The 21,548-nt window shown below is 59.0% G+C and carries 21 protein-coding genes; 9 read left to right on the top strand and 12 right to left on the bottom strand.

The features are described from left to right. Positions 1-33: 33 nt before the first annotated feature. Positions 34-882 (top strand): TIGR00730 family Rossman fold protein, encoded by an 849-nt coding sequence (locus tag AB1E42_RS02145; RefSeq protein WP_368345358.1) that lies wholly within the window; start codon positions 34-36, stop codon positions 880-882. A gap of 3 nt (positions 883-885) precedes the next feature. Beyond that, positions 886-1,398 carry a gluconokinase gene (locus tag AB1E42_RS02140; protein WP_368345357.1) on the top strand — a complete coding sequence of 171 codons (513 nt, stop codon included), beginning with the start codon at positions 886-888 and terminating at the stop codon, positions 1,396-1,398. 219 nt (positions 1,399-1,617) lie between these two features. Here the strand turns inward: AB1E42_RS02140 and rlmN are convergent, their stop codons facing one another. Then, positions 1,618-2,811, bottom strand: coding sequence for a 23S rRNA (adenine(2503)-C(2))-methyltransferase RlmN (rlmN, locus tag AB1E42_RS02135; protein WP_368346349.1), 1,194 nt, complete (start codon positions 2,809-2,811; stop codon positions 1,618-1,620). Between the two features lie 94 nt (positions 2,812-2,905). Continuing rightward, positions 2,906-3,430, bottom strand: a complete 525-nt coding sequence (locus tag AB1E42_RS02130; protein ID WP_368345356.1) for an invasion associated locus B family protein — start codon at positions 3,428-3,430, stop codon at positions 2,906-2,908. Between the two features lie 244 nt (positions 3,431-3,674). On the opposite strand from AB1E42_RS02130, the gene AB1E42_RS02125 reads away from it, so the two are divergent. After that, positions 3,675-4,610: an asparaginase gene (locus AB1E42_RS02125; RefSeq protein ID WP_368346348.1), complete on the top strand. Its 936-nt coding sequence runs from the start codon at positions 3,675-3,677 to the stop codon at positions 4,608-4,610. A gap of 6 nt (positions 4,611-4,616) precedes the next feature. Here the strand turns inward: AB1E42_RS02125 and serB are convergent, their stop codons facing one another. Then, positions 4,617-5,492 carry a phosphoserine phosphatase SerB gene (gene serB, locus AB1E42_RS02120; RefSeq protein ID WP_368345355.1) on the bottom strand — a complete coding sequence of 292 codons (876 nt, stop codon included), beginning with the start codon at positions 5,490-5,492 and terminating at the stop codon, positions 4,617-4,619. 235 nt (positions 5,493-5,727) lie between these two features. On the opposite strand from serB, the gene AB1E42_RS02115 reads away from it, so the two are divergent. Further along, entirely contained in the window at positions 5,728-6,879 is a 1,152-nt protein-coding gene (locus AB1E42_RS02115) for a phosphoserine transaminase (RefSeq protein WP_368345354.1), read from the top strand. Positions 6,880-6,938: 59 nt separating this feature from the next. Further along, on the top strand, positions 6,939-8,534 hold the full coding sequence (gene serA / locus AB1E42_RS02110; RefSeq protein ID WP_368345353.1) for a phosphoglycerate dehydrogenase: 1,596 nt from the start codon (positions 6,939-6,941) through the stop codon (positions 8,532-8,534). 41 nt (positions 8,535-8,575) lie between these two features. Here the strand turns inward: serA and AB1E42_RS02105 are convergent, their stop codons facing one another. Continuing rightward, positions 8,576-9,025, bottom strand: coding sequence for a GAF domain-containing protein (locus tag AB1E42_RS02105; protein WP_368345352.1), 450 nt, complete (start codon positions 9,023-9,025; stop codon positions 8,576-8,578). Between the two features lie 83 nt (positions 9,026-9,108). On the opposite strand from AB1E42_RS02105, the gene AB1E42_RS02100 reads away from it, so the two are divergent. Beyond that, positions 9,109-10,689, top strand: coding sequence for a gamma-glutamyltransferase family protein (locus tag AB1E42_RS02100; RefSeq protein WP_368345351.1), 1,581 nt, complete (start codon positions 9,109-9,111; stop codon positions 10,687-10,689). A 9-nt stretch (positions 10,690-10,698) separates the two neighbouring features. On the opposite strand, the gene hspQ is transcribed toward AB1E42_RS02100, so the two are convergent. Further along, the gene (gene hspQ / locus AB1E42_RS02095) at positions 10,699-11,025 is read right to left on the bottom strand and encodes a heat shock protein HspQ (RefSeq protein WP_368345350.1); all 327 of its coding nucleotides are present in this window, start codon (positions 11,023-11,025) and stop codon (positions 10,699-10,701) included. Positions 11,026-11,107: 82 nt separating this feature from the next. Here hspQ and AB1E42_RS02090 point away from each other — a divergent pair, with 82 nt between their 5' ends. Both AB1E42_RS02090 and AB1E42_RS02085 read left to right on the top strand, forming a co-directional pair. Beyond that, entirely contained in the window at positions 11,108-11,989 is an 882-nt protein-coding gene (locus AB1E42_RS02090; protein ID WP_368345349.1) for an AEC family transporter, read from the top strand. 70 nt (positions 11,990-12,059) lie between these two features. Next, positions 12,060-12,650 carry a transglycosylase SLT domain-containing protein gene (locus tag AB1E42_RS02085; protein WP_368345348.1) on the top strand — a complete coding sequence of 197 codons (591 nt, stop codon included), beginning with the start codon at positions 12,060-12,062 and terminating at the stop codon, positions 12,648-12,650. Here AB1E42_RS02085 and AB1E42_RS02080 read toward each other — a convergent pair whose 3' ends face one another. From AB1E42_RS02080 to AB1E42_RS02060, 5 genes are all read right to left on the bottom strand, one after another. Continuing rightward, positions 12,651-13,283 carry an outer membrane lipoprotein carrier protein LolA gene (locus AB1E42_RS02080; RefSeq protein ID WP_368345347.1) on the bottom strand — a complete coding sequence of 211 codons (633 nt, stop codon included), beginning with the start codon at positions 13,281-13,283 and terminating at the stop codon, positions 12,651-12,653. Positions 13,284-13,390: 107 nt separating this feature from the next. Continuing rightward, positions 13,391-13,834 (bottom strand): N-acetyltransferase family protein, encoded by a 444-nt coding sequence (locus tag AB1E42_RS02075; RefSeq protein WP_368345346.1) that lies wholly within the window; start codon positions 13,832-13,834, stop codon positions 13,391-13,393. After that, on the bottom strand, positions 13,834-16,746 hold the full coding sequence (locus AB1E42_RS02070; RefSeq protein WP_368345345.1) for a DNA translocase FtsK 4TM domain-containing protein: 2,913 nt from the start codon (positions 16,744-16,746) through the stop codon (positions 13,834-13,836). The genes AB1E42_RS02075 and AB1E42_RS02070 overlap by 1 nt, the downstream gene beginning before the upstream one ends. 11 nt (positions 16,747-16,757) lie before the next feature. Continuing rightward, entirely contained in the window at positions 16,758-17,936 is a 1,179-nt protein-coding gene (locus AB1E42_RS02065) for an aminotransferase class I/II-fold pyridoxal phosphate-dependent enzyme (RefSeq protein WP_368345344.1), read from the bottom strand. 135 nt (positions 17,937-18,071) lie between these two features. After that, the gene (locus AB1E42_RS02060; RefSeq protein ID WP_368345343.1) at positions 18,072-19,400 is read right to left on the bottom strand and encodes an amidase; all 1,329 of its coding nucleotides are present in this window, start codon (positions 19,398-19,400) and stop codon (positions 18,072-18,074) included. Positions 19,401-19,496: 96 nt separating this feature from the next. Between AB1E42_RS02060 and AB1E42_RS02055 the strand changes: the two genes are divergently transcribed. Then, positions 19,497-20,714: a UbiH/UbiF/VisC/COQ6 family ubiquinone biosynthesis hydroxylase gene (locus AB1E42_RS02055; protein WP_368345342.1), complete on the top strand. Its 1,218-nt coding sequence runs from the start codon at positions 19,497-19,499 to the stop codon at positions 20,712-20,714. Here AB1E42_RS02055 and AB1E42_RS02050 read toward each other — a convergent pair whose 3' ends face one another. Together AB1E42_RS02050 and AB1E42_RS02045 are read right to left on the bottom strand one after the other, a co-directional pair. Next, positions 20,715-20,903, bottom strand: coding sequence for a Trm112 family protein (locus AB1E42_RS02050; protein ID WP_368345341.1), 189 nt, complete (start codon positions 20,901-20,903; stop codon positions 20,715-20,717). Continuing rightward, positions 20,900-21,535, bottom strand: a complete 636-nt coding sequence (locus AB1E42_RS02045) for an LON peptidase substrate-binding domain-containing protein (protein ID WP_368345340.1) — start codon at positions 21,533-21,535, stop codon at positions 20,900-20,902. Before AB1E42_RS02045 ends, AB1E42_RS02050 begins: the two co-directional genes overlap by 4 nt. Positions 21,536-21,548: the final 13 nt, after the last annotated feature.

The following is a 21,548-nucleotide window of genomic DNA, read 5'->3' as shown; positions in this document are numbered from 1 at the left end:
AACACCATTCAGCGCAATGCGAGGCAACGGCAGATGAACGACGAGTTCCGGCATAACCCTTTCCGCGACAGCCACGAGGACCGCGAAGCAGCAAGGCAGATCCCCGACACACCGCAGACCCGCGCGCCATCATACCGGCTCGCCTTCGCCGATCCCGATTTCATGTGCCGCGAAGAGCTGCGCCCTGTTCGCTTGCAGCTTGAACTCCTCAAGCCCGAGTTGGCGATGGACGAAGCAGGCGTAAACCAAACCGTTGTCATGTTCGGTGGCGCCCGTATCCCCGATCCGGCAAATGCCCAAAGCGCCCGCACCGAAACACTAAAGCAGCTCTCCCGCTACTACGAAGAAGCCCGCAAATTCGCGTTCATGATCACCCAAGAGGGTCAAAAGGACGGGCGACTGGATACCGTCGTTGCCACCGGAGGCGGCCCCGGCGTGATGGAAGCTGGCAGCCGTGGCGCCGCGGAAGCGGGCGGAAAGTCAATCGGGCTGAACATCGTGCTTCCACACGAACAAGCCCCCAATGAATATGTCACACCCGAATTATGTTTTAATTTCCATTACTTCGCGATCCGCAAGATGCATTTCCTGATGCGGGCGAAGGCGATCTGCGTCTTTCCCGGCGGCTTCGGCACACTCGATGAGATGTTCGAGACACTGACCTTGATTCAAACCGGCCGGATGGAAGAGATTCCATTTCTTTTGTTCGGGCGCAGCTTCTGGGAAAAGATAATCAACTGGGAAGCACTCGCAGATGCCGGAACAATATCTGACGAGGATCTCTTACTCTTCCGTTACGTGGAAACCGCCGAAGAAGCGATGGATGCTATTCGAAGCTGGGAACGTTCTGGGCAAAAACGCTCCTCTCTCCCGGGGCGCTAGCCGATGCGGACAAGCGCACCTACCGTATTCCTCGTTATGGGTGTGTCCGGCACGGGCAAATCCACAATTGCTTCCGCACTGGCCAGCGCGCTCGCGGTCCCGTTCATCGAAGGCGATGATTATCATCCCGCCGAGAACGTCACGCATATGGCCGCTGGTCACGCCCTAACGGACGGCATGCGCTGGCCATGGCTCGATGCGTTGATCACTGCATGCAATGCCGCAATCGACGAAGGTACTTCAGTGGTCCTGAGCTGCTCCGCGCTCAAAAGAGCCTATCGCGATCATCTGCGCGCGGGTCTTGGTCCGATCCGGATCATATTTCTCGATGGCGCATATGATCTCCTCGCAAACCGGATGACTGCCCGCGCAAATCACTTCATGCCGACCAGCCTTCTCGACAGCCAGCTTGCCACGCTCGAACCACCATCCCCAAACGAAAACCCCATCCACATTGATGTTGCGCACTCAGTAACTGCAATCATCAGTCAGCTTTTAGAAGAGCTATCGTCGTGACGCGGCATTCTCCGCTGCGCTGCCGAGAGCGCCCTGTTTCTTTCAAGATGTTTGATCCGCATCTCAGCACGGCGGAGCGCCCGCGCCTCCGCACACCGCTTCAAATGGCGCTTTAGCCCCTCATCCCTCGGATCGGGGTCGATAGGAATTGCTGGCAAGCGGGTATCGGGTACAAAATGTTTCATACCCGATTGCTAGGATGAATTCCTCAAAGACGGGTTAAGAGGCCTCGCCCAATCCAGCCTCGGCCTCAATCTGGCGGCGACTTTTCCGCTCGCGCTCGGTCGCGGATTTCAGCTGGCCACAGGCAGCCATGATATCCTCGCCGCGCGGCGTTCGGATCGGGCTGGCAAATCCCGCTTTGTAAATAATGTCGGCGAATTCCTCGATCCGGCTCCAATCCGAACGCTCATAAGGCGCGCCGGGCCATTCATTGAACGGGATCAAGTTGATCTTCGCAGGAATCCCTTCGATCAGCTTCACCAGCCGCCGCGCATCCGCGTCGCTATCATTCACATCTTTCAGCATCACATATTCAAACGTGATCCGCTCGGAATTCGATACCTTCGGATACTCTTTTAGTGCCTTCAACAGCGTCTCGATGTTCCACCGCTTGTTGATTGGCACCAGCTTGTCCCGGATTTCATCCGTGGTCGCATGGAAAGAGACAGCAAGCTGACACCCGATTTCCTCGGCAGTCCGTGCGATCTCCGGCACAACGCCGCTGGTGGAAAGCGTGATCCGACGGCGCGAAAGGGAAATTCCTTCCCCATCCATCGCAATCTTCATCGCGTCGCGCACGTTCTCGAAATTATAAAGCGGCTCACCCATGCCCATCAGCACGATATTCGACAAACGGCGCGGCCCATTGTCCCCCGTGCCTTGCCCCGGTTCAGGCCATTCGCCCAAATCATCGCGCGCCATCATTACCTGACCGATGATCTCTCCCGCCGTCAGGTTCCGCACCAGCTTTTGCGTGCCGGTGTGGCAGAAAGAACAAGTCAGCGTACAACCCACTTGGCTTGAAATACACAGCGTCCCGCGGTCGGTCTCGGGGATATAAACAACTTCCACCTCATGACCACCGGATATCCGCACCAAATATTTGCGCGTCCCATCGGCGCTCACATGGCGCGACACCATTTCCGGCACCGCAACCACGAACCGCTCAGCCAGCATCGCGCGATAATCTTTGGCGAGGTTCGTCATCGCCGCAAAGTCCCGCACGCCCCAATGGTAGATCCATTGCCAGATCTGGTTGACCCGCATCTTCGCCTGCTTTTCAGGTGTGCCCGCTTCGATCAAGGCGAGGCGCATTTGATCCCGCGTCATTCCAACAAGGTTCTGCGGCCCCTCGGGAAGCTTGCGAGGGATCGTTAGGACGTCTTGAGTTATCGGAGCCGTTGCAGTCATCTGAGTCTCTTTCATCGGAGAGCCGCTCCTTACAGGAAAAAGGTCCGGTTTCAAAGGAAACCGGACCAATCCGTTGTCGCCGCGCCCTTGACGATCAGTTACAGCGCCGCGCCGCTTCTTCAACCGCTGCGGTGAACCCGATCAGCGAGAATGTATCCTTGGTGTTTGTGCCGCGTCCAGACCGCCCAGAAAGCGAAGCCTTGCTGCCTGCCTTCATCGCAGCAACGATCGGCGCGTCATCTTCAGGTGCCGGCCAAGCCCATTCACCCTCGACAAACAGCTCAAAGGTTTTGCCATCAACTTCCATCTCGACGGTGGAGTTACCCGCAAACGGATACCCACCCGTAAAGGCTACCTGACCATTCACATCCGCGCCAGGACGGTAAAAGACGAAGAGCCGCGTTTCACCCCGCCGCACTTCGACGACTTCGCCATTGCGGGTGTTCACCATCTCTTCGGGTCGTGAAACCGCAAGGCACTCCAACGGATCACTGCTCACGAACACGCCCCAATCCGCCTCGGCGGCGACCCGGTTGTCTGTTTCTTCTTGTGCAATAGCAGCGCTCGCCGCGCCAATTGCAGCCAAGGCGATCATAGTGGTTCGAATTCCTGAAATCATCTTACAGCCTCCAAGCTGTTTTTGCCTCAATTGTCCCAGCATGCAGCAATTTTGCTGTACTTTTTACACTGGCGGGATCGCTTTCAACTCGATAGGCCAACTCATAGCAAAATTCCGCTCAAATGGAAAAGCCCCTCGGCGCAAGATCGCGCGGATTAGGACATTATTCGGAGGAAATCTTTTGCACTCGCTCGGATCACCACTGGTCGAACGCTGGCGCGGCGACGTTCTCGAATGTCTGCACATGGGCCACGCTGTCATCTGCGACGGCAACGGAGACATCATGGAAAGCTGGGGCGACCCTCAGGCCGTCTTCTATCCCCGCTCCTCTTGCAAGATGATCCAAGCCCTGCCCTTGGTCGAAAGCGGTGCCGCAGACGCCTATAATTTAACTGACGCTCATCTGGCGCTCGCCTGCGCGTCGCATGACGGCGCGCCGGTCCATACAGATAAAGTCAGCCGCTGGCTCTCCGATCTCGGGCTTGGCGAGCCGGATCTCCTCTGCGGTCCGCAAACAGTGCGCGAGCGTGAAACCCGCCACCAAATGATCCGTAACAGTGAAACCCCCTGCCAGATCCATAACACCTGCTCTGGCAAACATGCAGGTTTCCTGACGCTCGGCAAACATATCGGCGCCGGTGCTGATTATGTGGCGCTGGACCATCCAGTTCAGCAAGCGTTCAAACGAACCTTTGAAGAGGTCACGCAGCACAATATCCTTGGAACCGGCATTGACGGCTGCTCCGCCCCCAATTTCGCCACCACAACCCACGCATTGGCTCGCGCCATGGCCAGTTTCGCCGCCGCCCGCGACGCTGGTTCTTCCCGCGAGCGTGCTGCCGCGCGACTGACCCGCGCAATGCGCAGCTATCCGGAACTCGTCGCAGGGGAAGGCAGCCCTTGCACAGAACTCGCCCGCGCCACTGGCGGGCAGGCCGTGCTTAAGTTCGGTGCGGATGGAGTCTACATCGCGATCCTACCCGAGAGGAAGATCGGCATCGCGCTAAAAATTACCGATGGTTCGGAAACTGCAAGCCAATGCGCGATTGCCGCCCTGCTCGTGCGGCTCGGAGTGCTGGCCTACGATCACCCGATTACGCACCGATGGCTCGATGTCCCGATCTTGTCACGTCGCGGCCTGTTGGCGGGGGAGATTCGTGCCGCCAACGCGCTGCGATAGACGACATCAGGTAACAAACTCACTCCGCGCATAGCCCTGAATGAACAGCAGCGCCGTCAGATCGCCGTGGTTGATACGAATTTTTGCCTCAGCCTGCACCGACGGTTTCGCATGCAGTGCAACACCTGTCCCCGCCCGCTGGATCATCCCAAGGTCATTGGCCCCGTCGCCCACTGCCAGCACGTCGGCCTCAGAAATCCCCAAAAGGCTGGTAATTTCTTCCAGCGCCTGCACCTTGGCTTCACGCCCCAAGATCGGCCGAGCGACATCCCCCGTCAGCCTACCATCCTCGGCAAGCAAGGTATTCGCGCGGTTTTCGTCAAAGCCCAGCGCCTCGGCTACACGCGCCGTGAAACCGGTGAAGCCCCCTGAAACCAGCGCGGCATAAGCGCCATTGGCCTTCATCGTCTGCACCAGTTCCCGCCCACCCGGCATAAAGGTGATGCGACTTTCCAGAACCTTGCCAATCACCGCCTCGTCCAGATCCCGCAGCAATCCCACCCGCTCTATCAGCGCACCTTCAAAATCCAACTCACCGTTCATCGCCCGCGCTGTGATGTCGGCCACACGCGGCCCAACGCCTGCTTCATCCGCCAACTCGTCGATGCACTCCTGCTGTATCATCGTGCTGTCCATATCAGCCAACAGCATCCGCTTGCGGCGCGGCTCATCAGGGCGAATGACCAGATCCACACCTTGCACCTGCAAGTCACTCCACACCGTTTCCGCATTCTCTGCCAAGGCCGGAATCGTAAACTCCGCCACTTCATCAGGGCTGAGCCAAGTCGCCTCCCCACCGCCCCACGCATCGCGCAGCGCTGTTACCAGCGCGGCATCCAATGGGCGCACGGTCGGGTTCGCGATAAGGGTCACAAAATGCATTTCAACTCCCGAAATAGGCCGCTTTTGACGCTCAAAGCACAATGAACCACAAGGTTCCAGCCATCTCGTAGCGTTTTAGCGTTTGTTTCCGATAGTGGACAAAACCGTCGCAAAAAAGATTTGAACGGGCGCATTCCGATCATATTCGCACTTGTTGCACCCGCAGTATCCCCGTATCTCCATCCGTGGGACACCCCTCCCCAACGAGGGGCGTATATCTGGAAGGATAACACCAATGACCAAGACCAAGCCGGCCAAGCGCCCGGCCAATGCGCGCTTTTCGTCTGGCCCTTGTGCCAAACCCCCCGTTTTCACACTTGATTCGCTTTCTGATGCCGCACTCGGGCGCAGCCATCGTGCTGCGGTTGGTAAGGCAAAGCTTAAAGAAGCAATCGATCTGACCCGCGAAATTCTCGGCGTTCCCGAAGACTATCGCATCGGCATCGTACCGGCCTCCGATACTGGTGCTGTCGAAATGGCGATGTGGTCCCTTCTGGGCGAACGCCCTGTCGAAATGGCCGCTTGGGAAAGCTTTGGCGCCGGTTGGGTGACTGACGCCGTCAAGCAGCTCAAGCTCGATGCCACTGTGCATACCGCCGACTACGGCGCTATCGTCGATATGGCCGCGCTCGACTATGATAAAGATGTCGTTTTCACATGGAACGGCACCACCTCCGGCGTCCGTGTCGCCGGTGGTCACGTCATCCCCACTGACCGCGCTGGGCTCACAATCTGCGACGCAACCTCCGCCGCCTTCGCGCAGGATCTCCCGTGGGAGAAGCTCGACGTCACCACCTTCTCTTGGCAGAAGGTCATGGGTGGCGAAGCTGCGCACGGTATGCTGATCCTCAGCCCCCGGGCCGTCGAACGGCTGGAAAGCTATACGCCTACTTGGCCCCTGCCCAAGATCTTCCGCCTGACCAAAGGCGGCAAGCTGATCGAAGGCATATTCGTGGGCGAGACGATCAACACACCCTCCATGCTGGCGGTCGAGGATTACCTCGTCGCGCTTAAATGGGCGAAGTCAATCGGCGGCCTCGACGCACTGCGCCACCGTGCCGATGCCAATGCGCGTGCAATCTGGAACTTCTGCGCCTCGCGCGACTGGATCGACAACCTCGCCAACGATCCGGCGACCCGTTCCAACACCAGCGTTTGTCTGAAGTTCACCGACTCGCGGATCACCGATGGTGCCGCCTTCGCCAAAGCCGTCGCCAAGCGGCTGGAGGCCGAAGGCGCAGCGCTCGATATCGGCGCCTATCGCGATGCTCCGGCGGGCCTGCGCATCTGGTGCGGCGCCACGGTCGAAACGTCCGACATCGAAGCCATGCTGCCGTGGCTCGAATGGGCGTTCGAAGCCGAGATCGCTCAACAGGCCGCCGCCTGATTTTATCCCATTCTGGCGGGGTATACCCCGCCATTACTTCTGCCAAGAGGACAAAACCCATGGCTCCCAAAGTTCTAATTTCCGATAAACTATCCGAAGCCGCCGTCCAGATCTTCCGCGATCGCGGTGTTGAAGTCGATTTCCGCCCAGAATTGGGCAAGGACAAAGACGCCCTTGCCGCCATCATCGGCGATTATGATGGCCTTGCCATCCGTTCGGCTACGAAAGCGACTGAAAAGCTGATCGAGAAAGCCGACAACCTTAAAGTCATCGGTCGTGCCGGTATCGGTGTCGATAACGTCGATATCCCCGCCGCATCGAAAAAGGGCATCATCGTGATGAACACGCCCTTCGGCAACTCGATCACCACTGCCGAGCATGCGATTTCCATGATGATGGCCGTCGCCCGCCAGATCCCCGAGGCCAATGCCTCCACCCACGCTGGGAAGTGGGAAAAGTCGCGTTTCATGGGCGTTGAACTCACCGGCAAGACCCTCGGCGTTATTGGCGCGGGCAATATCGGCTCCATCGTGATCGACCGTGCTCAAGGCCTTCGGATGAAGGTCGTCGCTTACGACCCCTACCTCAGCCAAGAACGCGCGGACAAAATCGGCGTCGACAAAGTCGAACTGGACGAACTCCTAGCGCGCGCCGATTTCATCACCCTGCACGTCCCGCTCACCGATGCGACCCGCAACATCCTCTCGGCAGAAAACATCGCCAAGACCAAGAAAGGCGTTCGCATCGTCAACTGCGCGCGCGGCGGACTGGTAGACGAAGAAGCTCTCGCCGAAGCGCTCAAATCCGGCCATGTGGCTGGCGCTGGCTTTGACGTGTTTTCTGTCGAGCCGGCAACCGAAAACCCACTCTTCAACCTGCCCAACGTCGTCTGCACCCCGCACCTCGGTGCTGCTACGACCGAAGCACAGGAAAACGTCGCCCTCCAGGTGGCCGAGCAAATGGCCGACTACCTGCTTACCGGCGCTGTCCAGAACGCGCTGAACATGCCATCGGTGACGGCAGAAGAGGCCAAAGTCATGGGCCCGTGGATCAAGCTGGCAGATCACCTCGGTAACTTCATCGGCCAAATGACCGACGAGCCGATCAAGGCAATCAATATTCTCTATGACGGTTCGGTCGCCGAAATGAACCTCGAAGCGCTGAACTGCGGCGCAATCGCCGGGATCATGAAAAAGGCCAACCCCGACGTGAACATGGTGTCCGCCCCCGTGATCGCCAAAGAGCGTGGCATCAAAGTCTCGACCACCCGTCAGGATCAATCGGGCGCATTCGAGGGCTACATGAAGGTCACCGTCGTCACCAGTAAGCGTGAGCGTTCGATTGCGGGCACGGTGTTCTCTGATGGCAAACCGCGCTTCATCCAAATCAAGGGCATCAACATCGACGCCGAGGTCGGCTCGCACATGCTCTACACGACCAACGAAGACGTCCCCGGCATCATCGGCACATTGGGCACCACGATGGGCTCCAACGGCGTCAACATCGCGAACTTTACCCTCGGCCGCGCCACCGCAAAGGGGGAGGCCATCGCGCTGCTTTATGTCGACGAACCCGTACCTGCCTCCGCGATAAAGGCACTGAACGACACCGGCCTGTTCAACCAGATCAAGCCGCTGACCTTCGACGTCGCCTAAACCAAAATACGCTGCGCGCAGGGCATCCTGCGCGCAGCGACCTAGCCAAACACCGCTTTCAGAATATCCGCCAGCGCATCTGCATCTCGCTGATCAAAAGTGTCTGGCTCGTCGCTGTCGATATCCAGCACGGCAATCAACTCACCCGCACCATTCCACACCGGCAGAACGATCTCGGATCGAGTCGAACTGGCGCAGGCAATATGCCCGGGGAAGGCATCAACATCCGGAACGAGTTGCGTTTCCTGCGTCCGTGCCGCGGCGCCACATACTCCGCGTGAAAACGGGATCGTCAGACAGCCATGTCCGCCCTGATAGGGTCCGATCTTCAGTAGTTCTGGCCCCACCACGCGATAGAACCCAGTCCAATCAAACCGACTGTCCGCATGATGGATCTCGCACGCAAGTGTCGCCATCAGGGCAGTTTCGTCCTGCTCCCCTTCGGCAACCGCCATGATCCGTTGCCTTAATTCGGCATAATCGACGCGCATTTAACTCGCCCTCCAATTCTCAGGCCCATTTCCCATATTGCACCGCCGCGTTCAAACGATACGTTCGCGGCAGGAGGACTCCCATGCGCGATTTCGAACGCCCCGGCCGCTCGGCGGTCTACGCCACCAATGGTATGTGCGCCACCTCGCATCCGCTTGCGGCAAAGGTCGCCATTCAAATGCTCGAAGCAGGCGGCAACGCCGTTGACGCAGCAATCGCTGGCGCAGTCCTCCTTGGCCTCTGCGAGCCGCAGATGACAGGGATCGGCGGCGATTGCTTCGCGCTTGTTGCTCCATCGCCTGACGCGCCGGTCATCGCGCTCAACGGATCAGGCCGCGCGCCAAAAAGGTTCGATCCCGAACCATTGCGCGCTGCCGGTCACACGCGCATCCCGCGCCATGACCCCGCTGCCATTACAATCCCTGGCGCAGTCGATGCCTTTTGCACCTTGGCGCGGGATCACGGTCGCCTCGGCCTCAAGGCCGCTTTGGCACCGGCCATCCACTACGCCGACGCAGGCATCCCCGTCGCCCCCCGCGTCGCTTTCGATTGGGCGAACGAAGGAGGCGCAGTTTTTAATGAGAGCGCACGAAACCGCTTCAATGTCCAAGGCAAGGCGCCCTCAGCTGGCACGCTATTTCGCGCACCCGATCAAGCCGAAGTCCTCCGCCGCATCGCGCTCGAAGGGCGGGATGGCTTCTATTCCGGCGAGGTCGCCGACGATATGGTCGCGACCCTGCAAGCGTTTGGCGGCAGCCACACATTAGAGGATTTCGAGCAAACAGCGTCCACATATACCAATCCGGTATCCGGCCAATATGCGGGCCGTGAACTGCTCGAACATCCGCCTAACGGTCAGGGCGCAACAGCACATCTCATTCTGAACATTCTGCGGAATTTCGATCTCGCCTCGATGGATCCGTTCGGCGCAGAACGTGCCCATATCGAAGCCGAGGCGACCAAACTTGCCTACGACGCACGCAATCGCTTCATCGCTGACCCCGCGCACACGACCAAGCTCGACACCTTCCTCTCGGAGGAGACAGCAAACAAGCTCGCAGCTCTAATCGACCCGCACCAAGCATTAGCCTCTGCAACAAAACTCACCGAGGAGGTCCATCGCGATACCATCTACATCACCGTTGTAGATCGTGACCGTATGGCCGTCTCCCTGATCTACTCGATCTTCTCAGGTTTCGGCTCTGGCATCGCTTCGGATCGTTTCGGCATCCTGTTCCACAATCGCGGACAAGGCTTCAACCTGACCGAGGGCCATCCGAACGAAGCAGGCGCAGGCAAACGTCCGATGCATACGATCATTCCCGCAATAGTCCGTGAAAACGGCCGCGCCTCAATGCCCTTCGGCGTCATGGGCGGCGCTTATCAAGCCTGCGGACATGCCCGTTTCCTCACCAACATCGCTGATTTCGGCTTCGACCCCCAAAGCGCGATCGACGGACCCCGCTGCTTTGCCGAAGATGACACCTTAAGGATCGAAAACAGCTATGCACCCGACGTTCGGTCAGCGCTCGCCGACAAAGGCCACAAACTCCGCCTGAACGAAGGCCCAATCGGAGGCGCTCAGGCAATCGAAATCAGAGAGGATGGCGTTCTCATCGGTGCGTCCGACCCGCGCAAAGACGGATGCGCACTCGGCTATTAACCTAGAAAATTAGTTCATCGCCACTTCGAGCGGGTAGTAGCCATCCGTAAACGGGCCAAAGAAATCCTCTAGGTCAGGATGTTTGACGGGCACGCCAGAATAGTCCGCGATCAGGTTCTGCTCCGACACATAGGCCACATAATAGCTCTGATCATTCTCTGCGAGGAGGTGATAATAGGGCTGGTCTTTCGACGGCCGAATTTCTTCGGGGATCGCCTGATACCATTCCTCGGTATTGTTGAATTGGGGATCAACATCAAAAACCACCCCCCGAAAAGGATGCTTGCGGTGCCGCACTACCTGGCCCAAATAATATTTTGCCCGTGTCTTTAGCATAGCACTCTTACTCCCACGCCTTTAGTAATCCCGCAACCGCTTCATGTCCATGAAACATCAGTGATTCGACAGGAAACAGTCTGTGAACCTTGCTCTGACAGTTATTCAAATCACCGCTCCGGTATTCCTTTTGGCGGCCATCGGGTTCACTTGGGTTCGGCTCGGTTTCGAATACAAACTTGAGTTCGTGACGCGGCTGGCAATGACAGTTTCACTGCCCGCACTTGTCTTTGTGGCGCTGATGAATACCGAAATCGAGCCCGAAGCGCTTGCCCGTCTTTCCGTCGCCAGCCTCGTTGCCTATGCGGGCATTGGCGCAGCTCTCTTCGCACTGATCCGCATCATGCGGCTCGATAGCCGGACCTTTCTCGCCCCGCTGATCTTTGGCAATACCGGCAATCTGGGCCTGCCTCTGGCGCTCTTCGCCTTTGGCGAGGCAGGTTTCAGCTATGCGCTCGTCCCATTTGCCGTGATGATGCTTTTATCTTTTTCCATCGGCATCTGGATGATCGCAGGGCGCGGATCCCTTGGCCGCATTATCCGCGAACCCCTGATGGGGGCGCTGTTCCTTGGTGTGTTGTTTCTCTGGCAGGGCTGGAAGACGCCAATATTCCTCACCAACACGCTCGATCTCCTCGGGCAGATCGCCATTCCTGTGATGCTGATTACCCTTGGCGTCGCCGTTGCCCGCCTGCAACCGAAACAGGTGCGCTTGGCGATAATCCTGTCGGTTATAAAATTCGCGGTTTGCGTTGCTATCGGCCTCGGCGTCGGATTGTGGTTCGGGCTTGCTTCCCTTCCGCTGGCCGTTTTGACTCTACAATTGGCCACGCCCGTTGCCGTGACCTCTTATCTGCTGGCGGAAAAGTTCGGCGCCGATGCGCAATCGGTGGCGGGTATGGTTGTTGTCTCCACTCTCCTGTCGGTGGTCGGATTACCGCTCATTCTGGCATTTGCGTTGTAAATTAACCGAAATTTCATTCCCCCGAATCGCCCCTCCTGCTAAACTAGGGGGAATAAAAGGCGAGAGGCAGATGAGCAGACCCCTAATCGCCGTGCTTTTGCTATTGGCCCTTGGCAGCTGTGGATCGCGTGAATATCGCGCCCCGGAGCAGGTCGAGAATGCCTGCGCGATTGTAACGGAACGACCGCACTACGTTACCGCCTTCCAGCGCGCGGAGCGCCGTTGGGGTGTTGAACCGCATGTGCTCATGGCGATCATCCATCAGGAAAGCAAGTTCATCGCCAACAATCGCCCCCCGCGGCGGTTTTTCCTCGGGATCATCCCACGCGGCCGCGCATCCTCCGCCTACGGCTACGCGCAAGCACTCGATGGCACTTGGGACGATTACAAAGCCGATGCTGGCCGCCGCTTCGCGCGCCGAGACAATGTCGACGACGCCACAGATTTCATCGGCTGGTACATGCGCCGCACCAACAGCGTCAACGGCATTGCCATGAACGATGTCTATAACCAGTACCTCGCTTATCACGAAGGGCATGCTGGCTACCGTCGCGGTACCTACCGCAGCAAAGCATGGCTCCTCAATGTCGCCGCCAATGTCCGCAGTCGCGCTGTGACTTACGAGCGTCAGCTCGCCTCCTGTCGCGGCGTGCGTCTCTGATCAGCGGCGCTCAAGCCAGTTTTCAGTTTCAGAAATGATGCTGAACAAACGCGACGGCAGCCGCGCGCCCTCTGCCGTCTCGGAGAGGATCACCGTGGTCAAGGAACCGGAATTATCGGTAATTACCCATTGCCGTAGTTCGACAGGTGCGTCGGTGAAAACAAGCTGGATCGACCCGTATTCGGGATTATCAGGATCTTGCGCCGTTACGCGCGTCACTGTGCCATCATAGCTGTGGTCAACAACCATCCGCTCCGCGGTTAAGTCCACATCCCGCTTCAAAATGATATTCAGCGGAGTCCGACCCAACGGATAGCGCTCTGGACCCGTATTTGAACCGGGGTCGAACACCGCCAAAGAGCCACCAGCCGCGATAACAAGCGCTTGCTCCGGCGGGTCATACTCAAAACGCATCCGCCCGGGCCGATGGATAAAGAGGGTGCCGGTCGAAAGTGTGCCATCATCATTGATCTGGGTGAACTTGGCTTCCAGTGCTTGCATCTCGTTGAAGTAGCGCGACACCTCCGCCAGCGAAACCTGCTCCGCCTCGGCCCGCCCCGCAAACCCTGCGACCAGCACAGGTGTCGCAAGCAGCATCCCCCGCAGCGCTAGCTTGAAAATCTGGTCCCACATCTCGTCTCTCCGTCTCTACCGCCTGACATGGGTGCTTGATGCCCGCAAACAAGCGGCTAGGCGATATCAACACCCCTGTCAGCGGATATCCGCAGCAAAGCCACCCGCTAAAGTGCCAGGTCGTAGGTCCGCCAGCGTGTTTTGACGGCCACCCTGTCATACACAGCCCGCGCGCGATAATTGTCCTCTGCCGTAATCCAGCGCACCACGCTCCAACCGCGTGCTACTGCAACCTCCCGCACTGCGTCGATCAACGCATCTGCAGCACCGCTGCCGCGTGCGTCTGGGTCAACGAAAAGATCATCCAGAAAGCCGCCCTTTGCCGCCGCCAGCGGGCGGGCAAATTCCCTGAAATGCGCAAGCCCGATCACCCTGCCCGACTCATTGAGGGCAACACGGCACTCAACCTCATGGTCCGGATCCCAAATCCACTCCCAGACAAGCGCTCGCATTTCGGGTGTCTGTGGAACGCCATAAAAAGCCGCATACCCTTCGTAGAGACGACTCCACTCTGCGTGGTCCGCCTCCACAACGGGTCGTACAGTCACCATCAGTGCTGTTCCGGTACGAGTATTTCACGTTTGCCAACGTGGTTGGCGGCGCTGACCACGCCTTCATCCTCCATTTGCTCCACCAAACGGGCTGCCTTGTTGTAGCCAATCGCCAGTTTCCGCTGGATGTAAGAAGTCGAGCATTTGCGGTCGCGGATCACAATTGCCACCGCCTGATCATATAGCGCGTCTTCACCGTCGGTATTGCCGCCAAGACCCAAGACCAGATCGATATCCGCCTCTTTCTCATCATCGGGGCCGTCCACGACGCCGGACATATATTCCGGCGGGCCAAAGCTCTTGAGGTAGTTGACGATCTCCTCGACCTCCTCATCGCTGACAAAAGGCCCATGAACGCGCGTGATCCGTGCGCCGCCCGCCATATAAAGCATGTCGCCCATGCCAAGAAGCTGTTCAGCACCCTGCTCGCCCAAGATCGTGCGGCTGTCGATTTTCGATGTCACTTGGAACGAAATCCGCGTCGGGAAGTTTGCCTTGATGGTGCCGGTGATCACATCGACAGACGGCCGCTGCGTCGCCATGATCAGGTGAATACCAGACGCCCGCGCCATCTGCGCCAAGCGCTGAATGCAAGCCTCGATCTCTTTGCCCGCCACCATCATCAGGTCGGCCATCTCGTCGACGATGACCACGATGTAGGGCATCTTCTCGGGTTTGAACTCCTCCGTTTCAAACACCGGATCGCCCGTCGCATCATCAAATCCGGTCTGCACGGTGCGACTAAACAACTCCCCTCTGCTCAGCGCATCCGCCACGCGGCCGTTATAACCTTCGATGTTGCGCACACCCATCTTTGACATCTTGCGATAGCGCTCTTCCATCTCGCCCACGACCCATTTCAGCGCGACAACCGCTTTCTTCGGATCGGTCACAACTGGGCTCAGCAAATGCGGAATGCCATCATAGACGCTGAGTTCCAGCATCTTCGGGTCAATCATGATCAGGCGGCACTCGTCCGGCGTCAGCTTATACAGCAGCGATAGGATCATCGTATTGATCGCCACCGATTTACCTGATCCCGTCGTCCCTGCGATCAGCAAATGCGGCATCTTCGCAAGGTTCGCCACCACTGGCTCGCCGCCGATGTCTTTGCCCAGCGCAAGCGGCAGGCGCATGTTGCTGTCACCAAACCCGCGCGCGGCAAGGATCTCCCGCAGCACCACCTTCTCACGGCTGGCATTGGGCAATTCGATCCCGATAACCGAACGGCCCGGAACAGTGGAAACACGCGCTGAAAGCGCCGACATCGAACGCGCAATATCGTCCGCCAACCCGATCACGCGGCTGGCCTTCAAGCCTGGCGCCGGTTCAAGTTCGTACATCGTCACAACAGGGCCAGGGCGCACGCTCACAATCTCGCCCTTCACACCGTAGTCATCCAGAACGCTCTCCAGCATCCGCGCATTTTCTTCCAGCGCTTCGTCGCTCAGGTAGTGGCGTTCAATCGATACGGGGCTGGTCAACAGGCTCAGCGGTGGGTGCTCGTAGTCGCTGTGTTTTTCTTCGAATTGCAAGCTCGGCTGCGCTTCGGCCTGCGCCTGTCGTGAGGGGGCCGGTGTCCGCTTCACCGCAGGCTGCACAACACGCCGCAGCGGTGCATCACGCTCGGCAGTAGGTACCGCCGCAGGCGCAGCCGGCGGCGTTTCCACCTCTGCAACCGTATCTTCAACGGCTTCCGCCACGTCAGGCACGAGCGTTTCCTGCGGCTGCGGGGTCGCAAGAGGATCAGCGTAAACGAGTGGGCGCGGGCCTTTGCCTTCGGTCAAGCGCGGCTCAATACGGAAACCCGTAACAGGCGGCTCCTCGACTTGGGCTTCCACCTCGGGGGCAGTATTGCGATTGCGGATAGCACTGGCGATCTTGTCGCGGATGCGGCTGCCGTCAGGCGTTTCTGCCGCTGCATCCCCATGATCATCGTAATCAATCAGCTCCGGCGCAGGCATCTCTGGTTCCGGTACGCGTCGGAACATCCCGAAAAGCCCACCACTCTGCGCTGTAGGAGCCTTCATATGCTCTAGTTCCGGGGTCGCCACAGGCTGCGAAGCGCCAACCGGATGTTTGGCGTGCAGCGGCGGCTCTGCAACCGCGCGCTCTGCCAGCGGCATCGCTGGGTTTGACCGCACAACTGCCGCCACGCGCTCCTTGATGCGCGGATCATTCGCTGTTTCCGGCGTCACACGGGCATCATCCCGTCGCGCCTGAACAGTCGCATGCAAACCGCTCGCCGCCGAAAATGACATCGCGGCGCTGCGGCCCAAAAGTTTTAAGATCATGGAATAGAGAACGATTGTCCCAAACACGAGAAAGCGACCGCCATTACCAACTTCGCGCAGGGTAAAGCCCAGCGCATGCAAACCAGCCGCAAGCGTGAACAGACCAGCACCCGCACTTACAATCTTGACAGAAAGTGCCTGCCCCGCTGGGACCAGCCCCATCAACATGCCGACAGCCATATCACCGAACATCCCGCCCAGCCCATAGCTCTGCTGCCAGCCATTTCCGGGAACCAAAGTCGATGCATAAACCGACATCAGCACAATCGCGATGGGCGCAAAAATCACCCGCTCAAACAGGCGCGCGGTACCGTGATGCAGCACAAAACGCGCACCCCAAGTGATGATAACAGTCGGCAGACCCCATGCCGCCAGTCCGAGCACCAGCATTAACGTCGCTGAAACCGTCGCACCGAGCGACCCAAATGCATTCTGGACCGGGGCATCAGAGGACAACATCCAATACGGGTCATCAGGACTATGCGTAAACAGCATCAGCCCCAGCACGATCCCCAATGCCATTACCGCGAGGCCCAAAAGCTCCCGTCCCCGCTTTTCCAATGCGGCCTGCGTGCTGCTATCGAGTAGTGGATCGCGAAGTCGTGTCTGAAAAGCCATACGTCTGGTCCTCAATCGTACAAACAGTCACGGATCAATTTCAGCCCGCGCTGCATTTCTTCTTTTGGGGCCACCATCGCGACCCTGATAAATCCTGTTCCGGGGTTTCCGGCGTCTGTGTCGCGGCTCAGATAGGCTCCCGGGAGCACCCGTACACCCGTCTCCGTCCAGAGCTTGACGGCCGCCTCCTCGCCATCCGCAACCGGCAACCAAAGGAAGAACCCCGCCTGCGGGCTCTCATACCCTTCGACACCGGCAAAAATCTTGTCGGCGATCCGGTATTTCTCACGGTAAAGGCCGCGGCTCTCTTCAACATGCGCCTCATCGGCCCAGACCTTTTCTGCCACACGCTGAAGTGGCAAAGGCAACGGCGCCCCCGAATAGGCCCGTAGCTGGCGCACCGCAGCGATCGATTTCCGGCCTCCAGCCACAAAACCGGAACGCAGCCCGGGCAGGTTCGAGCGTTTTGAGAGCGAATGAAAGATCAACACACGTTCGGGATCAGCACCCATTTTCGCGGCAATTTCCAACGCACCTACAGGTGGCGTATCGCGATAAATCTCCGAATAGCACTCATCTGCAAAAATCCGGAAATCGTATTTTTCCGCAAGCGTGATGAGCGCACGCCAATAATCTTCGGTCGCCACCGCACCCTGTGGATTTGCAGGCGAGCAGATATAGGCAATCGCCACCCGCTCCAGCACATCTTTCGGGAGCGCGGCAAAGTCAGGCAAATGCCCCGTTTCGGCGGTTGCATTCACAAAAACCGCCTCAGCCCCAACCGAAACCGCGCCGATTGCATAAACCTGATAGAACGGGTTCGGCGTCAGGATAATCGGCTTCTTCCCGTTTTTTGCCTCGGGGCAAAGCGCCATTGCAGCGTTGTAAAGCCCTTCACGCGTACCATTCAGCACCATGATCTGATCCGGCGTCAGCGATACACCGTAGCGCTGCGATACCCAGCCAACGATTGCGGATAGCAGTTCGGGCGACCCCTCGTTGGGCGGATACTTGGCAAATTCTTCCGTGGCGGTTGCCAGTGTCTCACTGACAAAAGTAGGGAAAGCGTGGCGCGGTTCGCCAATAGTCATGACGATAGGTTCGCCCCCGGGAGAGAGCGAATCCAACAACGTCCGCAGGCGCGGAAACGCGTATTCCGGTAGGTTCGAAAACCGCTCGGGAAAGTCCATATCTGCCTCAATTTACGGGATCATTGCGCCCCGCTTTCTCTCAATCTAGCGCGAAGCAGCGCCGCCTGTCCAGAAAACTGTGCGCCGAAAGCCGAGCAGATTCGGGGAGTTGTGGCTTTCCCGCCGCCTCTGGCTTCAAGCCAGCGCCCTTTCGGCGGCATGCCCAAGTCGCAAAAGCCGCCGGTCAGCACCCGCATCGGCGCAGATCATCACACCCGACATCGGAACACCCGTTGGCAGTGTCAGACCGCACAACCCCATCAAATTGCCAATGCGCGTGTTTCGAAGCGCCATCAGGTTCGCCTCTTTGTAGTACACATCATCGGTTTCAAGCCGCGCGACAATCGGCGCTTTGATCGGCGCTGTCGGCATCAAAACAGCATCATAACCCGCCGCGAACGCCTGCCACTCCTTGCGAAGGCCGCGCAGCTGATCCCAGGCTTTGACAAAATCGACCGCCGCAAACTGCACGCCCGCCATCAACCTTTCCCGTATCTGGAAATACATCGCCTCAGGATCCGCTTCGACAGCGTCTCGCCAATGCGCGCAGGCCTCAGCGGCATAGAGCACAGGCGACAACTCCATCGCCGCCTGCACCATCGGCCCCTCAGCTCGATGAATTTCTGCGCCAGCGGCATTCAGTCGCTCAACCGCTGAGCGGTAGCCCGCGCGAATTTCCGGCGCGATATCCGTTTCCGGCAGTCCCGACAGGCAAAGGAGCCGCACACCCTGCAGCGATGCATTATGCAAGTCCGATCCCACATCGCCGGTGAGCACGCTCAACAGCGCTGCCGCGTCCTCAACCGTCCGGCAAAGCGGACCAACCGTATCGAAAGACGGGCAAAGCGGCACGACACCATCAAGCGACACCAATCCATGCGTTGTCTTCAAACCTACCAGATCATTCCACGCCGCCGGAATCCGGACCGATCCACCCGTATCAGAGCCGATGCCTGCCGCCGCCAGACCAAACGCCACTGATGCCGCCGCCCCAGACGAGGAGCCCCCCGGCGCGCAGGCCGCGTCATGCACATTGGGCGGTGTTTCTGCCATCGGATTGTAGCCCAGGCCAGAAAAGGCAATCTCGCTCATGTGGGTTTTACCAAGGCATACAAGCCCCGCCGTTGTCGCCCGCGCCAAGACCTCTGCATCCCGTTGCGGGATCCTTCCTTTCATCAGGAGGGTTCCCGCCTCCGTGGGCGTCCCCGCGCTGTCGAACAGATCTTTCCACGAAACCGGCACCCCATCGAGTGGACCGCGCCGCTGCGAAAAGCGCGCCCGCTCTGCGGCGGCGGCTGCCTCTGCGCGTGCACGCTCAGCTGTAACTGTAACGTAGATGCGGTGCGACTGCGGGTTTTCGTCAATGGCTTGAAGGAACACTTCGGTCAGCGCCACAGGGTCGATCTCTCCCCGCCCAATCCCACGCCCCAAATCCGAGGCTGACATCCACCTCCACTGCTCCATCGGCCCGCTCCTCCTACCAATTTCGCCACGGTAGCGACCACTCCGCGCATGGACAATCCCATCCCTCCCGCCATATGTCTTGGGTCAGGAGGAGATATGACTCTGGATCACGATATTCTCATCATTGGCGGCGGCCTGAACGGTCCCGCACTGGCCCTCGCGCTCGCACAAAGCGGGTTTTCGGTCGGCGTGATTGATGCACTCCCGCGCGACACCCGCGCCGACCCAGAGTTTGACGGGCGTGCCTACGCCTTGGCGCTTTCCTCCCAACGGCTCCTCCGCAACATCGGGATTTGGCCGCAGGTTTCAGGCAATGCGACACCGATGCTCGAGATCAAAGTCACAGACGGCCGCGCTGGCGAAGGGCAGTCCCCTTGGATGATGCATTTCGACCACGCCGAGCTGGAAGAAGGCCCAATGGGCTACATGCTCGAAGACCGCCACCTCCGGCGGGCGTTCCTTGATGCGATGGACACCGAGGAGCGCATCACTGCTTACACCGAAGAACGCGTCGTGGCCCAGTCACCCGACAGTAGCGGCATCACCCTAACGCTGGCTTCTGGCAAATCCCTCCGCGCCACCCTCGCCGTCGGCTGTGACGGGCGGCGTTCCGGCACTGCCGAACGCGCGGGCATCTCCCGCACCGGCTGGGGCTACGGACAAACCGCCGTTGTCTGCGCGGTGGCCCACGAAAGGCCCCATAATGGCATCGCGCATCAGTTTTTCATGCCCGCTGGTCCGCTCGCGATTTTGCCGGTGTCGGGGAAACGTTCCTCTATCGTCTGGAGCGAAACCGACAGCCGCGCCGCCGAATTGGCCGCGATGAACGATGCGGACTTCCTCGACGCACTGCGTCCCGCCTTTGGCTCGTTCCTTGGTGACATCTCGCTGCAAGGCGCCCGTTTCACCTACCCGCTCAACCTGACCCTCGCCAACAGCTTCTATGCCGACCGCATCGCCCTTGTCGGTGACGCGGCACACGGTATGCACCCGATCGCCGGTCAGGGGTTGAACGCGGGCCTACGCGATGTGGCTGCGCTTGCTGAAGTTCTTTCTGATGCGCGGCAGCGTGGCGAAGATATTGGCAGCAAAGCGCCCCTCGCCCGTTATCAGGAATGGCGCCGGTTCGATACCGCGACGCTGGCCACAGCCACGGATACATTTAACCGCCTGTTCTCGAACGATAATCCGCTCCTCAGGACACTTCGAGACATCGGCATGGGTGCCGTCAATGCCGTGCCGTGGCTGCGCCGCAGCTTCGTGCGCGAGGCAGCGGGTTTGACAGGCGATCTCCCCCGCCTGATGCGCGGCTGATCAGTCGTCCAGCTTACGGGCTTCGTCGATCAACATCACAGGGATGCCCTCGCGGATCGGAAAGGCCAAACCAGCTGCTTCCGAAATCAGCTCCTGCGACTCTGCATTGTAGCGCAGAACCGCCTGTGTTTGCGGGCAAACCAAGCCGTCCAGCATCCGTCTGTCGAATTCTACAGTGGTTTCGGTCATTGCAGGCGATCTCCCCCTTCTCCGGCTCGTGTCGCGAATTCCAGCAACGTCACCAAGGTTTCGCGCCGCGTCAACAGGGAGGGAGCCTCCAACAAAGCCTGCTTGTCCTCCGGCTCGAACGGGCACAGCATCGATAAAGAGTTGATAAGCAACTCATCATCCGCCTCTTTCAGGCTGTCCCTATCGGTCGAAAGCCCCTGCGCCTCGAAATAACGCCACAACAGCGCCATGAAGGCCTCGCGGTCCAATCCTTTATCGCATTCGCTCGGGCCGAGATCCGCACCAAAGCCGTCCCAAGACACTGCACAGCGGCGATACGGGGTAAATCCGTCAATCTCTTTGAGGACACGGAAGCGAGAAATCCCCGACAGGGTGATCATATAGCGTCCGTCTTCCGTTTCGGAAAAACCCGTCAACCGCCCAGCACAGCCAATCAGGTGCAGCGCATCACCACGCCCCTCGAACGGCTGGATCATCCCGATCAGCCGCGATGGGGTTTTCAATACGTCATCCAGCATCGCCAGATACCGCGGCTCGAAAATATGTAAAGGCAACCGAGCGCGGGGCAGCAAAAGCGCCCCGGGCAAAGGGAACACCGGCACGGTGTCTGGTAGGTCTGCCGCTGAAAACATAGCCCTAAGGTAG

It is taken from the genome of Pelagovum sp. HNIBRBA483 (genome assembly GCF_040931995.1).
Lineage (GTDB): Bacteria > Pseudomonadota > Alphaproteobacteria > Rhodobacterales > Rhodobacteraceae > JAEPMR01.
Note: the sequence above shows the minus strand (reverse complement) of the source record. Positions and strands in the feature narration are given on the sequence as shown.